This is a genomic window from Streptomyces sp. NBC_00273 (assembly GCF_036178145.1).
Lineage (GTDB): Bacteria > Actinomycetota > Actinomycetes > Streptomycetales > Streptomycetaceae > Streptomyces.
Genome location: NZ_CP108067.1, coordinates 2,402,110 through 2,416,037 on the forward strand (window position 1 = coordinate 2,402,110; position 13,928 = coordinate 2,416,037).

The 13,928-nt window shown below is 72.5% G+C and carries 12 protein-coding genes; 6 read left to right on the plus strand and 6 right to left on the minus strand.

Annotation, left to right across the window (positions count from 1 at the left end):
- Window positions 1-17: 17 nt before the first annotated feature.
- The 4 genes from OG386_RS10215 to OG386_RS10230 form a co-directional block, all read right to left on the minus strand.
- Window positions 18-680: a GOLPH3/VPS74 family protein gene (locus tag OG386_RS10215; protein WP_328787851.1), complete on the minus strand. Its 663-nt coding sequence runs from the start codon at window positions 678-680 to the stop codon at window positions 18-20.
- A gap of 95 nt (window positions 681-775) precedes the next feature.
- Entirely contained in the window at window positions 776-2,836 is a 2,061-nt protein-coding gene (locus OG386_RS10220; RefSeq protein WP_328787852.1) for an MDR family MFS transporter, read from the minus strand.
- 93 nt (window positions 2,837-2,929) lie between these two features.
- Window positions 2,930-4,297, minus strand: coding sequence for a 6-phospho-beta-glucosidase (locus tag OG386_RS10225; protein ID WP_328787853.1), 1,368 nt, complete (start codon window positions 4,295-4,297; stop codon window positions 2,930-2,932).
- 120 nt (window positions 4,298-4,417) lie between these two features.
- The gene (locus OG386_RS10230; protein ID WP_328787854.1) at window positions 4,418-5,407 is read right to left on the minus strand and encodes a helix-turn-helix domain-containing protein; all 990 of its coding nucleotides are present in this window, start codon (window positions 5,405-5,407) and stop codon (window positions 4,418-4,420) included.
- Window positions 5,408-5,624: 217 nt separating this feature from the next.
- Between OG386_RS10230 and OG386_RS10235 the strand changes: the two genes are divergently transcribed.
- The 3 genes from OG386_RS10235 to OG386_RS10245 all read left to right on the plus strand — a co-directional run bounded on the left by OG386_RS10235 (window position 5,625) and on the right by OG386_RS10245 (window position 8,081).
- Window positions 5,625-6,293, plus strand: a complete 669-nt coding sequence (locus tag OG386_RS10235; protein ID WP_327382314.1) for a helix-turn-helix domain-containing protein — start codon at window positions 5,625-5,627, stop codon at window positions 6,291-6,293.
- 64 nt (window positions 6,294-6,357) lie between these two features.
- Window positions 6,358-6,915 carry a toxin-antitoxin system, toxin component gene (locus tag OG386_RS10240; RefSeq protein ID WP_327382315.1) on the plus strand — a complete coding sequence of 186 codons (558 nt, stop codon included), beginning with the start codon at window positions 6,358-6,360 and terminating at the stop codon, window positions 6,913-6,915.
- On the plus strand, window positions 6,912-8,081 hold the full coding sequence (locus tag OG386_RS10245; RefSeq protein WP_328787855.1) for an MAB_1171c family putative transporter: 1,170 nt from the start codon (window positions 6,912-6,914) through the stop codon (window positions 8,079-8,081). The genes OG386_RS10240 and OG386_RS10245 overlap by 4 nt, the downstream gene beginning before the upstream one ends.
- A 25-nt stretch (window positions 8,082-8,106) precedes the next feature.
- On the opposite strand, the gene OG386_RS10250 is transcribed toward OG386_RS10245, so the two are convergent.
- Both OG386_RS10250 and OG386_RS10255 read right to left on the minus strand, forming a co-directional pair.
- The gene (locus OG386_RS10250) at window positions 8,107-8,889 is read right to left on the minus strand and encodes a bestrophin-like domain (RefSeq protein WP_328787856.1); all 783 of its coding nucleotides are present in this window, start codon (window positions 8,887-8,889) and stop codon (window positions 8,107-8,109) included.
- A gap of 91 nt (window positions 8,890-8,980) precedes the next feature.
- Window positions 8,981-9,595: a hypothetical protein gene (locus OG386_RS10255; RefSeq protein WP_328787857.1), complete on the minus strand. Its 615-nt coding sequence runs from the start codon at window positions 9,593-9,595 to the stop codon at window positions 8,981-8,983.
- Between the two features lie 115 nt (window positions 9,596-9,710).
- Here OG386_RS10255 and OG386_RS10260 point away from each other — a divergent pair, with 115 nt between their 5' ends.
- The 3 genes from OG386_RS10260 (at window position 9,711) to OG386_RS10270 (ending at window position 13,778) form a co-directional block, all read left to right on the plus strand.
- Window positions 9,711-11,441: a serine/threonine-protein kinase gene (locus tag OG386_RS10260; RefSeq protein WP_328787858.1), complete on the plus strand. Its 1,731-nt coding sequence runs from the start codon at window positions 9,711-9,713 to the stop codon at window positions 11,439-11,441.
- A gap of 382 nt (window positions 11,442-11,823) precedes the next feature.
- Window positions 11,824-13,134, plus strand: a complete 1,311-nt coding sequence (locus tag OG386_RS10265; protein WP_328787859.1) for a sensor histidine kinase — start codon at window positions 11,824-11,826, stop codon at window positions 13,132-13,134.
- Window positions 13,122-13,778 carry a response regulator transcription factor gene (locus OG386_RS10270; RefSeq protein WP_328787860.1) on the plus strand — a complete coding sequence of 219 codons (657 nt, stop codon included), beginning with the start codon at window positions 13,122-13,124 and terminating at the stop codon, window positions 13,776-13,778. The genes OG386_RS10265 and OG386_RS10270 overlap by 13 nt, the downstream gene beginning before the upstream one ends.
- Window positions 13,779-13,928 lie beyond the last annotated feature (150 nt).

Genomic DNA, 13,928 nt, shown 5'->3' on the forward strand with positions numbered 1-13,928 from the left:
CGTCCGCGGTGCTCGGCCTAGGTGGTGGCCGTCAGGACCGTCACCGTGGTCACCGTCACCATCGCGGCCTGCATGTCCCGGATGGCCGCCCGGACGCTCTCGGCCGCCCACTGGCCTTCGGCGATCTGCGCCGTCCTCGTGCTCACCTCGTCGGGCTCCCGGCCGGGGAAGGCGAGCCGGTGCAGCTTGGCCGAGTGGATCAGGGCGATGAGTCCCGCCGTGCGCTCGTCCGGCTCGGCGCCGTCGATGACGACTGCGTGGAGCCGCTCGCGCAGGGCGCGCTCGACCGTGCCGTCGGCCTCCGGATAGCGGCGCTGCGGGAACACCCCGAACACCTTGTGCACCTGCGTCACCACCAGCCCGCGCTCGCCCAGCCTCTCCAGGGCGGCACCGACCGCCTTGGGCTGGTCCTTCGTCAGCCAGTCCGACGCCCGGCGCTTGCCGCGGTTGCGCAGCCAGGCCTCCATCAACCGGATCCGGCCGTCGAGCAGTTCTTCCCCGGTGGACTCGGTGCTCCTGAGCTCCAGGTACTTGCCCGACACCGACACCCGCTCCGCCAGGACGAGTTCGAGCAGGAGCGCCCCGGCCACGGCCCAGCCCGCCGACTGCCGCTGCCGTGCCGCCCCGGACTCGTCGTCCAAGGACAGCAGCATGATCTCCTCGGCCAGTGTGATCCTCACGAGCGCCCCCGTCGTCCGTCTGCGATCCGGCTGTCCCACCGCCTCGCAGGGGAGGACGGTCGACCGATCCACGAGGTTCCCTTCCGGGCCGGGGTCTACCGCCGCACCACCACCTTTGGCGCGAAGTTGCCCTCCCCCAGGTCCTCCGCGAGCAACCGCTTGGCGATCGCGTCCGCCGCCACCCGCAGTTCGGCGCTCCGCGGCCGCCCACGGTCCTTCTCCAACTGGTCCCCCAGCCACTGGGCCCACGCCTTCGAGATCACGTCGGCCTCCCGCTGCCCGGCCGCGGTGAGGGTCACGAAGCCGTCCTCGCGGCTGACGAATCCCTCGTCCACCATCCGCTCGTAGACCGGGACCAGCACTTCCGGCGGCAGGGACCGACGGCCGGCGATCAGTACGAGGCTGGCGTGGCCGACGGTGCGGGTCATCAGCTCCACCTGCATCACCGCCCAGGCGCCGGCGATGTCCAGCCGGGTGTCGGAACCCCGGACGATCCCCCGCGCCGTGTCCGCGCCCATGTTCCGTACGAGTTTGCCGACGGCGAGCTCCAGCAGCTTGGCCGAGTCCCCCGAGGCCGTGGCCGGTGAGCCGAACCCGTCGCCCATGTCCGTGGAGCCGGCCCGGGCGCTGTCGCGCAGCCGTACCTGTTTGAGGAAGAGCGCCACGACGAAACCGAACACGGCGACCGGAACGGTGTACAGGAACACGGTCTGCAGGGCCTGCGCGTACGCGTCGATCACCGGTGCGGCGACCGCCGGATCGAGCCGGTGCACCCCTTCCGGGGTGGACGCGGTCCTGGCCAGCTCCTGCGGATCCTGCCCGGAGAGCCGAGCCGCCTCCACGTACGCCGCCTCCAGTGCGGGCCCCAGGTGGTTCGCGTAGATCGTCCCGAAGACCGCCGTCCCGAAGGCGCTGCCGAGGGTGCGGAAGAAGGTGACGCCCGAGGTGGCCGTGCCCAGGTCGGCGTAGTCGACGGTGTTCTGCACGGCGATGGTCAGCACCTGCATGGACAGGCCGATGCCCACACCGAACACGAACATGTACAGCGATTCCAGCAGGGTGCTGGTGCCCGGCCCCATCCGCGACAGCAGGTACAGGCCGACGCCCATGACCGCGTTCCCGACGATCGGGAAGATCCGGTACTGGCCGGTCTTGCTGACGACGTTGCCGCTGAACACGGAGGCGATCAGCAGGCCGATGACCATGGGCAGGGTCCGGACGCCCGAGATCGTGGCCGAGTCCCCGTCCACGTACTGGAGGTACGTCGGCAGGAAGGTCATCGCACCGAGCATCGCGAATCCGACGACGAAGCTCAGAATGGTGCACACGGAGAAGACCGGATTGCGGAAGAGCCGCATAGGCAGCATCGGTTCCGCGGCGCGGGTCTCGGCCAGGCAGAACAGCGCCAGTGCGACCGCGCCGCCCGCGAACAGGCCGATGATGACCGGCGAGGTCCAGCCGTACTCGTTCCCGCCCCAGCTGGTGGCCAGGATCAGCGCGCTGGCGCCGACGGCGACCAGCGCGATGCCCAGGTAGTCGATCACCGGCTTGCCCGAGGCCCGGACCGCCGGGATCGTCTTGGCCGCCGCGATGACGACGAGGATCGCGATCGGGACGTTGACGTAGAAGCACCACCGCCAGGTCAGCTGGTCGGTGAAGAACCCGCCGAGCAGCGGGCCGATCACGGTGGCGACCCCGAAGACGGCGCCGATCATGCCCTGGTACTTGCCGCGTTCGCGCAGGGGCACCACATCGGCGATCAGCGCCATCGCGGTGACCATCAGGCCGCCGGCCCCGATGCCCTGGACGCCGCGCCACACGATCAGGAGGGTCATGTTGCTGGACAGGCCGCACAGGAAGGAGCCGCTGATGAAGACGATGGCGGAGATCTGGAAGATGAGTTTCCGGCCGAAGAGGTCACCGAACTTGCCGACCAGGACCGTCGCCACGGTCTCGGCGAGCAGGTAGGAGGTCACCACCCACGACATGTGGTCGCCGCCGCCCAGGTCCCCCACGATCGTGGGCAGCGCGGTGCCCACGATCGTCTGGTCGAGCGCCGCCAGCAACACGCCGAGCATGATCGTGCCGAAGATGACGTTGCGCCGTCGCCGGTCGATCTCGGGGGGCGCGGGGGCCGTGGCGGGGGCAGTGGTCACCTTCGCACTGTCACAGCGCGCCCGCCGCGGCGCATGCGGCGCTGAGCCGTACGGGGCAACCGCCCACCGGGATCGATGCCGGTGGACCGGGCCTCAGCGCAGGTAGGCCAGGCCCGGGTGCTCCGCCGCGTACCCGTCGAGCAGCCGCCGGGCCACCCCCACCGAGTCGACCAGCGGATGGAGCGCGAAGGCCTTGACCGCGTCCGCCCGCGCACCGCTCGCGGCCGCCGCCAGGACCTCCCGCTCGACCGCCTTGACCGCCGTCACCAGCCCCACGGCGTGCAGGGGCAGCTGTGCGACGCCCACCGGGTGGGCGCCGTTCGCGTCGACCAGGCAGGGCACCTCGATGACGGCCTCGGCGTCGAGGACGGAGAGCGTCGACCGGTTCCGGACGTTCAGGATCAGTGTGGCCCGCTCGTCCCGGGCGATGGCCCGCATCAGCGCGAGCGCGACCTTCTCGTAGCCGCCGGATTCGAGGTCGCTCTCCTCGCGCTCCGGGGCACCCGCCGCCTCGCGGTTCTCGGCCATGTACGTGGCCTCGCGCTCGGCCCGGGTCCGGTCCCAGGCGGCCAGCGCCGCCCCGGCCGGCGCCCCGGCCCGGCCGGCCTCGGCGTAGAAGCCGCGCTGCTGGTCGCGCAGGAAGGCCCCGCGCGTCTGCTCGGCCTCCTGGTACGCCCGTACCGTGTCACGGTTGAAGTAGTAGTAGTGCAGGTACTCGTTGGGGATCGCGCCGAGCGAGCGCAGCCATTCGGCCCCGAAGAGCCGGCCCTCCTCGAAGGACTCCAGGGCTTCGGTGTCGGCCAGCAGCCGGGGCAGCTCGTCGCGGCCACCGATGTGCAGCCCGCGCACCCAGCCCAGGTGGTTGAGGCCGACGTAGTCGATCCAGGCCTCCTGCGGGCGGGCGCCCAGCAGCCGGGCGATGCGCCGGCCGAGGCCCACGGGGGAATCGCAGATGCCGATCACCCGCTCGCCGAGCTCCTCGGCCATGGCCTCGGTGACCAGCCCGGCCGGGTTGGTGAAGTTGATGACCCACGCCCCGGGGGCGGTACGGGCGATCCTGCGGGCGAGCGCGCGCGCCACCGGCACGGTCCGCAGGCCGTACGCGATCCCGCCCGCGCCCACCGTCTCCTGGCCCAGGACTCCCTCGGCCAAGGCGATCCGCTCGTCCGTCGCGCGCCCTTCCAGGCCGCCGACGCGGATGGCGGAGAAGACGAAGTCCGCCCCGCGCAGGGCTTCGTCGAGGTCTCCGGTGACGGTGACGGCCGGGGCGTCGACCACGGGATCGGCCGCCGATGCGGCCGACGCCTGGTCGCGGAGCACCCGGGCCATGGCGGTGAGCCGCGCCGGGTCCTCGTCGTACAGCGTCACCTGGGACACCCTGCCCTCGGCGCGGTCGCCGAGGAGCGCTCCGTAGACGAGCGGTACCCGGAATCCGCCCCCGCCGAGGATCGTCAGCCGCACGCCCCTACCGCCTTTCGCCAGTGCAGATCCCGTTGCCGGCGCCGCAGTGCCGGCCGGTGCCACGATCGGTGACACGCACGCCACGACACGCGTCCGCCGCCACCAGTCTGCCCCGGTCGGTCACTCCACCGGCGACGGCACGGCGCGCAGCCTGGCGCCCTGCTGCTGCGTGAAGCCCGCGCCGCTGCGGACGGGGCCCCTCGGTGCGCCCGTGGGCGTCGAGAGGATCAGGGTGATCCGGGTCAGTCCCATCTCGCCCAGCATCCGACTGGTCTCGGCCACCATCCGGCAGCGCACCAGCCCCCACCGCGGGTCGGGGTGGCGAACGGTGCGCACCGCCCCGTCGAGCTCGGCGGCGTCGGCCCCGTGCGTGCTCAGCCAGTGCGGCACCCCGTACCGGTAGGCCGCCTCCATGAACGGGTCACGGGCCACTTCCTGGCGGATGCTGCGCAGCCCCTCGTCCTCGGGGGCCCCGGCCAGCGCGGTCGCGAACTGGGCCAGCAGCGGTACGCACCAGGCGGGTTCGTGGTCCTCCAGCACGGCGGCCGCGTCCGGGTGGAACAGCACGAAGCGCAGGAAGTTGTCGTCCGGCAGGGCCGTCGGGTGCGGCCTCACCGACTGGAAGAGCTGGTCGAAGGCCGAATTGGTCAGGGCCACGTCCCAGCGGTGGTCCACCAGGAAGCTCGGGTACGGCACGGACTCCATGAGGGCCGCGTAGTCGCACAAGTAGTCGCGCTGCGCCGGGTCCTCGGGCAGCCGGTTCTCCTCGGCGGCCCGCCACGTGGGCGGCGGGTCGCGGTCGACCATGACGCGGAACAGCCAGAAGCACTGCCGCTCGCTCATCTCCAAGGCCTCGGCCAGGGCGAGGAGTTTGCGGTCCGTCCACTCCTTGACCAGGCCTCTTTCCCAGTTCCCGTACGCGCGCACGCTGATGCGCAGCCGGGCGGCGAGGTCTTCCTGACTCAGGCCCAGCTCCTCGCGGCGCTGGCGCAAAATCTCCTTGCGTCGCTCCGACCGCACGGCACCGCGGGCGGGTTCCTCGCCCGCCAGGCGCTCTTCAACGGCTCGGGCGAGTCCATCGGACGGGCCCACCGCTGCGAGATGTGGCACTGAGAGCTCCCCCTCCTCCGGTCTGGATCTTCATTTCCGTGTGGCGATCCTGCTACCGACTTCATTCGAGTGTCAACTATTGTGGCAATTCCAGCCTCTTGACAGCTCATTCCCGCCACAGCTGTGGCACGTTCTAGCCCTTCTGGGCAAGAGCGGCTAGATTCCAGAAGCCGACCATGTGCCCATACCGACTTCGCGCGATCTAGGAGAACCACTGGTGACAGACGGCTTCCCGGCTCCCGTCGCGGTAGCCGACGCACCCATGGCAGCCACCATCACGCGTGTCGCCGAACTCGCGGGCAAGATGGGCCGCGACCTGAACCAGGTCTTCGACCTGCGGCGGCTTTCCGAGGCCTCCGGCGTACCCGCAGACGTGGTCAGGACCCTGCTCGACGGCAGGCCGGCCGGCGAACCCGATCTGCAGACCCGGTTCCTCCAGCGCCTCGACCTGCTCCGGCGGACCCGCGTCAAACCGAACGGCCGCCGCTACACCCAGCAGGAGATCGCGGACGGCGCCGGCATGTCCCGGCAGCAGGCCGGCGCACTGATCAACGGCGACCGGCGCCCCACCATGGAGCATTGCGACGCGATCCAGCGGTTCTTCGGAGTGCACGCCGGCTTCCTCACGGCGCACGACGCCGACGCCCTCACCGACGCGCTCCAGCGGACCGAGCAACAGCTGCTCCAGGACTTCGCGGGGCGGGCGCGGGAAACCGTACCGGCGTCGGCCGCATCGGCGGGCGATCCACTGGCAAGACTCCTCCAGAACCACGGTGTACGGGGCATCGCCTGGCGCGCCGCCCAACTGCCCAGCGACAAGCACCGGGACAAGGTGACCGAATGGCTGGACATGCTCCTCGAAAGCGTAAAACCGAACGAATCCTGACCCAGTCGAAAGTCTGGGTCTGATCCTTGAGTCCTGATCCGGATCCGCGCCGACGGGGAGAACGGTGAGCATAGGCAGAGAGCAGCGGCGGTTGTGCGGGGAGCTGGTGGCCGGCATCCGGCTGACCGCCCCCGTGGAACCCGTGGACCTCTACGCTGCCCTCTGCGAGGGCATGAGCAGACACCGCGGCCGCCGGGTGGACTTCCGGATGGCCTCGTTCCCGCCGCGGACGGCCAGCGGCCTGTGGCTCGACATGGCGGACCGCGATCTCGTGGTCATCGAGGAACGCACCGCGCCGGACCACCAGTTGGTGATCCTGGGCCACGAGCTGTGGCACATGAAGGCCGGCCACTGCAGCCACCACGTCGACGGCGCCGCCGTCGCCGCGCGACTGCTGACCGACGAGGCCGACATCGGCGAGACCGTGCGCCGCGTCGCCGCGCGCACGCGCGCCGACGTCCAGGAGGAGACCGAGGCTGAAACCTTCGGCTTACTGCTGGGTAGTCGGTGTCGGAACTGGCTCGCCGGATCGGCGAGCCACCGCGCTCCGGTCCAGCGCGATCAATTGGCGGGCCGGATCGAGGCTTCGCTGGGCTACCGGGGGCACAGGAAAGAGCGTTGAACGGCAAGGACTACTACATACCGGCGGCCGCGATGGCGGTCTCACTCGCCTTCAAGCTGCCGGCCCTGCGGCACAACTGGCGCGATCCCCTCCTGCGGTCGGTCGTCGCCCTGCTGACCCTGGCCGGAGCGGTGTTCACCTTCGCGGCCCCGCCCACCATCGCCGCGGTCAACCGCTGGACCGGGATCGTCAACGTCTCGGCCCCCCTGGTCTACTGCCTGATCACCGCGTTCAGCGCCTCCTGCCTGGTCCTGATGGTCAACTGGCGGGGCGGCCCGCCCGAACAGACCCGGCTCGTCTCGCGCCACTGGATCCTCGGCTACAGCGCAGTGGTCCTCTCCCTGATCATGCTCTTCGCCCTCGGCAAGACCCCGGTGGAGCGGCTGCGCGACTTCGACACCTACTACGCGAACACGCCCTACATCGGCCACATGATCGCGCTCTACCTGCTGGCGCACTCCGTGGCCGCCGTGGTGATGATGGTCCTGTGCTGGCGCTGGTCGCTCCAGGTCCGAGGCTGGCTGCGGGTCGGCCTGGTGATCATCGTCGCCGGCTACATCTTCAACCTCTCCTACGACGCCACGAAGATGACCGCGGTCGTCGCCCGCTGGTCCGGTCACAACCTGGACGACCTCAGCACCTACGCCGCCCCGCCGCTCGCCTCGCTCGGGGCGCTGATCAGCGCGATGGGCTTCGTGGTGCCGCTCGTCTGCCAGCGGCTGTCGGACCACTGGCAGACCTGGGCGACGTACCGCCGGCTCGGCCCGCTCTGGCACGAGGTGCAGATCTCCGCGCCCTGCGGTACCCCCTCCGTCCAGATGGCCTGGTGGTCCGCGGCGGAACTACGGGTGATCCAGCGCGAGTCGGACATCCACGACGGCTTCCTGCACCTCGGGCCGTACTTCGACAAGGGCCTCGGCGACGGCGCCTACGAGAGCGCCGTCGCCGCGGGTGCCGACGACGAGACGGCCCGCGCCGTCGCCGAGGCCGCCATGGTCGCGGCCGCCGTACGGGCCCGCTCCGCCGACCCCGACGGAAAGGTCATCGGAGAGGACGAGGAGGCCGTCCTCGACGTCGCCGACGGCCCGCGCGACCTGCTGCGGATCTCCCACGCACTGCGGCACTCGCCGGTGGTGCAAGCGGTCCGGCGAGAGGTCACCGCGTAGCGGCGGACCGGGAGTCCGCCGGCCCTCAGCGGCTGGCGACGGCTGCCGACGCCGTGGCCGGGAACAGGTCCTGGAACGGTGCGGCCGAGTCGATCCCCTCCCGGCCGTACGGCGCGTCGAAACTCCACACCATGAAGAGCAGGAACACGATCAGCGCGCTGAACAGCCCGGCGAGCAGCAACTCCCGTCCGGAGCGCCGGATCTGCAGGGTGAAGATCAGTCCGACCGTGACCAGCCCACCGACCAGCAGCCCGAACCACACCACGCCCGGCAGCGTGGACTCGGAGCTCTGCGTCCGCGAGTGCCGCGCGTCGTCGGCGGTCGCGATGTGGTCCAGCAGCGGCTGGTAGGCCTGCGCCTGGAGCTCGTTGGCCGGGCTCTGGTGCGTGACGTCGGTGCGCAGCTTGCCGAGCAGTGCAGCGCCTTCGGGCGAGGCGCTGTCGCCGGAGGTCAGCAGCGGCCAGTCCACGGCGACGGTGTGGGAGACGTACGCGTCCACCTCGCCCCGGATCCGGTCGCGGACGGCCGCCGGGTAGACGTCGGCGCGCTGGGTCACCTCGTACAGGGCCTGGGCCTCGCGGCGCACGCTGTCCTCGGCGGCGCCGCGCGCCTCCCAGACGCCCGCGATGGCCAGGCCCAGCACGATCGCGTAGACCACGCCCACCATCATCGTCATGTACTCGATGACATCGGGGGTTTCGCTGGTGTCCTCGTCGTCGGCGGCCCGGCGGTGCCGGATCGCGGTGATGGCGAGGACGAGGGCGCAGACGAGCGCCATGGCGATGGCCAGGACCAGCCATTCGGACACGTGGGTTCTCCCGGTGTGGATCGGTGGTTCGACGGATCGGTGGTTCGACGGATCGGTGGACGGGGGGGGCGGAGGGGCGGAGAGGCGGCGGTCAGCCGCGGCTCTTGGAACGGGGGCGCAGGGCGGCGGCGGCGAGTACGGCCGGGGTGGTGACGACGACCATGAGCGTCATGGTGGACATCCCGCCCGGGCCGCGCCGCTCCAGGGCCACCGAGCGGTACGGACGCACGTGGAAGGCGCTCACCCGTGCGGCGGCGGCCCTGGCCGCGGGCGGGGCGGGTGCGTCGGCCGACGCCGGTTCGTCCCGGCCCTCGGGACCCGCCGCGGGCTCCGGCGGCTCCGACCCCCGGGCCCTTGCCTCCGCGGAAGGCTCCACCGCTGCGCCGGGCGGACGCTGCCGCGCCGGCTCGGCCGGCCGCACGGGCCGCTCGACGGGGGTGGTGGATTGCACGGGCCGCCCCGGGTGACGCACGGTCGGCCGGTCGGCGCCCGGCTCGACCACCCGGACCGAGGGCCCCCCGGACGGAGGCCGGAAGACCGGCCTCTCCGGCTGCCCGGCCGGCACGCACACGTCGACGCGGGCTCCGTGGCCGTGGCCGTGGCCGTCTCCGTAGCCGTCTCCGTCGGCCGCGACCGCCACATGGCCGTGCAGCGGGCAGAGCGCCGCCACCAGGCCCGCCCCGGCGAAGTACTGCCAAGCGGTCACCGCGCGCCTCCCGAAATCCGCAGCAGAAGTAAGGGCTACCGCTGAAGAAACGATCAATGGGCGGCTTCGACACGCCGTGGACGGGTGCTGATCCGCGATGCGGCATGATGTCGCCGTGGGGACCGAGGGGGCGAACGCCCGGCTGATCGCAGGGCGCTACCGGCTGGACGCCAAGCTCGGACGCGGTGGCATGGGCATCGTGTGGCGCGCCACCGACCAGCTGCTCGGCCGGAGCGTCGCCGTCAAGGAGGTCGCGCTCGACCTCGCGCTGTCCGAGGACGAGGCCCGGCACCAGCGTGAGCGCACGCTCCGCGAGGCACGGGCGGCCGCGCAGCTCAAGCACCCCCACATCATCGTGGTGCACGACATCGTCGAGGACGGCGAACTCCCTTACATCGTCATGGAACTGGTCGAGGGCGGTTCCCTCGCCGACCGGCTCTCCCGGACCGGCCCGGTGGACGTCGCCGAGGCGGCCCGGATCGGGATCGCGCTGGTCGGCGCGTTGCGCACGGCGCACGCGGCCGGGGTGCTGCACCGGGACATCAAGCCGGCGAACGTGCTGCTGGAGGCGCCGGGCGGGCGGCCCGTGCTCACCGACTTCGGGATCGCGCAGGTGTCGGGCGCCACGACGCTGACCACCACCGGGTCGTTCGTCGGGTCCCCCGAATACACCGCGCCCGAGCGGATGTCGGGGCGGACGCCGGCGGGGCCCGAGGCCGATCTGTGGTCGCTGGGCGCCCTGCTGTGCGCGGCCCTCAGCGGCGCCTCGCCCTTCCGGCGGGACTCGCTCGGCGGGATCCTGCACGCGGTGGTCTTCGACGAGATCCGGCCGCCCGAGGCGTGCGGCGCGCTGCTGCCGGTGGTGCGGGGGCTGCTGGAGCGCGATCCGGCCGGACGGCTCGACGCGGAGCGGGCCGAGCAGATGCTGCGGGCCTGTGCGGAGTCGGCGGCCCAGTACACCCCGACGCAGTACGCCCCGGCCCCGTACGGCCCGACACGGTCCGTTCCGGGCCCGCAGGCCCCCTCGCCGCAGGCCTCCTCGCCGCAAGCCCCGGCCCCGCAGGCTCCGGTCCCGCACGACCCGACGCGGCCCGGCGCGGCCCCGGTGTCCGCGCCGATGCCGGTATCGGCCGCCGTGCCCGCGCCCGGGCCCGTACGCGCCCCCGGGATGCGGCGGCCGGGGGCGGCGCTGATCGCCGGTCTGCTGATGGCCGCGATCGCCGGTGCGGGCGTGTCCGCCGCGCTGCTCGTGAACGACGGCGAGCGGGGCGGACAGACGTCCACGAGCGGGGCGGCCGGCCGGCCGCACACACCCGCCACCGGGACCGCCGCCACCGCCGCCACCGGCGCCCTCGGCGAGCGGATCGACACGGGCTCCCCCTCCTCCGATGACGAGCCCGCGCCCGCCGGCTACCGCGTCGTCACCGACCCGGAGGGATTCTCGCTCGCCGTACCGCTCGGCTTCACCCGCAAGGTGGAAGGTCCGCGGATCTTCTACATGTCACCCGGTGAGGCCTTCCGCATCGGCATCAAGGTGGCCGAGCCCGAGTCGGGCGGCCCGCTCGCCGTCCATCAGCGGGCCCACGCCAAGGGGCCGGGGACCAACCCCGGTTACCGTGACGCCGAGGTCGTGACCACCTCGCAGAACGGCAGGCAGGCCGCCCTCTGGCTGTTCACCTGGGACGGCTTCTCGACGACCGAGGGCCCCCGGCACACCCGCGACCTGTGCTGGGAGGAGGACGGCCGCCTGTACGACGTGTGGGTGTCCTCGCCGGTCCACCAGGGCGACGAGGCCCGGGGCTACTTCGACACCGCGGTGCGGACCTTCGTACGCACCGGGGACTGACACCCGCCGCAGCGCCCCGGTTCACCCGCCGGGCGCAGCCCACCACGGCACCTGCACCGCCCCCGCTCCATGATCGGGGGAGCGGACCGACGGACCGGCGGACCCTCTCAGGGATGGTGGCGGATGGAACCGGACAGCCGAGGCACCCCTTGAGCACGGCTCCCCCGGCCCCCGCCGATCCGGCTCCGTCACCGGCCCCGGAGGGCCCCGCGGGCAAGCCGCCCGGCTTCTCGGGGAGGGCGGTGAGTCGACGGATGCCACACGGCCTTCGCCGTCTTTGGACGAGGGCGATGCGTGAAGCCGCCCGGACAGCGTCACCGAGGTCCTCGTCAGCGCCGACCGACGATCGCGCCACGGGAACGACCCCCTAGGCTGGGGAGACATGTCCGACTCCACGCCCCTCCCCGAACCGGCCGGCCCTCCAACGGTCGCCGTCCTGGCCGCGATACGCCGGCCGTTGCGGTTCCTCGGCTCGTGGTGGCCCTGGCGGTGCTGGGCGTACCTGGGCAGCGGGTTCCTCATCGGCTATCCCGTTCTGGTCGTCCTCGTCCTGCTCCTCGGGGTCGGAATGGCGCTGGCGGTCGTCGGGATCGGACTGCTCCTCCTGCTCGGCGCCGTCGTCGCCGTGGTGCCGCTGGGGGCGCTGGAGCGGTGGCGGCTGCGGTGGGTGGAGCCCGTGCCCGTGGCGGACCCGCACGCCTCCCTCGCCGGGGCCGGGCCAGCGGCCTGGCTGCGGACCCGGCTGCGGGAACGGGCCACCTGGCGGGAGTTCGCGTACGCCACCCTGCTCGGGCCGGTCTTCGGGGCGGCCGGGTTCGCCGTGATCACGCTGCTGGCCTTCGCCCTGATCCTCGTCGCGACCCCGGCGATCGTCTGGGCCATCGCCCCGGACCACGTGATGCTGGTCCCCGGCCGGCCGGTCTCCGGGCCGCTGGAGGCCCTGGGCGGCACGGCCGTCGGACTGGCCGGGATGCTGGTGGCGGCGTACGCGGGCGCCCTGCTCGCCGCGGCCCAGGTGAAGACCGCCCGCCTGTTGCTCGGACCGCGCGTGGAGGCCGACCGGATCCTGGAGCTCACCCGCTCCCGGGTCCGCCTGGTCGACGCCTTCGAAGCCGAACGTCGGCGCATCGAGCGGGACTTGCACGACGGCGCTCAGCAGCAGCTGGTCGCCCTCAGCATGACGCTCGGCCTCGCCGAGCTGGAACTGCGCGGCATCCCGCAGGCGGCCGGGGCCGCCGCCCTGGTGGCCCGGGGGCGCGGGGAGGCCAAGGTCGCCCTGGAGCAACTGCGCGACCTCGTACGGGGCATCCACCCGCAGGTCCTCACCGATCACGGGCTCGCGGCGGCCGTCGCCGAAGTGGCCCTGCGCCATCCCGTACCGGTGACCGTGGACCTCGACGTGCCCCGGCTGGCCGAATCGGTCGAGATCACGGCGTACTTCACCGTCACCGAGGCGCTCGCCAACGCGGCCAAGCACAGCGGTGCCTCGCGCGTCGCCGTGGTCGGTAAGGTCGAGGGTGACCGGCTCACTCTCACCGTCACCGACGACGGCCGCGGCGGCGCCGATCCCGGCGCGGGGGCGGGCCTGGCAGGACTCGCGGACAGGGTGGCGATGTTGAAGGGCAGGCTGGTGGTGTCCAGTCCGGTGGGCGGACCGACCCGACTCCGGGTGGAGGTCCCGTGCTCCGGCTGATCCTCGCCGAGGACTCCGTACTGCTGCGCGCGGGGCTGACGGAACTCCTCACCCGCGGCGGCCACCAGGTCATCGCCGCCGTCGGGAGCGCCGAGGAGCTGGTGCGGGCGGTGGAGGCGCAGCGACCGGACGCCGTCGTGACCGATGTGCGGATGCCGCCCGGCTTCCGCGACGAGGGTCTGCGGGCCGCGCTGGAACTCCGTTCCCGGGACGCCTCGTTGCCCGTTCTCGTGCTCTCGCAGTACGTGGCCACGGCCTACGCCACCCAGCTGCTCACGGGTGCCTCCGCGGCCGGGCTGGGCTACCTCCTCAAGGACCGGGTCGGCGAGGTGGCCGAGTTCCTCGACGCCCTCCAGCAGGTCGCCGAGGGCCGTACGGTCATCGACCCCGAGGTGGTACGGGTCCTGCTCAGCCGGCAGTCCGAGGAGCGGCCGCTGGCCCGGCTGACCCCGCGGGAGCGGGAGGTGCTGACCCTGATGGCCTCGGGCCTCAACAACCAGGCCCTGGCGGCCCGGCTGTTCATCACCGAGGCCGCCGTCGTCAAACACGCGTCCAGCATCTTCATGAAGCTCGACCTGGACGCCACGGAGGGCAACCGCCGCGTCCTGGCGGTCCTGGCCCACCTGTCGGGCCAGGAGGCCTAGTACTGCGACCCGAATGGTTCACCGGGTCACGAAGCCCGGCACGACGCTCACCTCGCTTACCTGAACGACCCCGTGACCCGCGCGGCGGGAGAGGACCGCGTCGAGGTCCACTGCGTCGTGCCGAGGTTCGTCGTGGTCTTCATCGAGGCC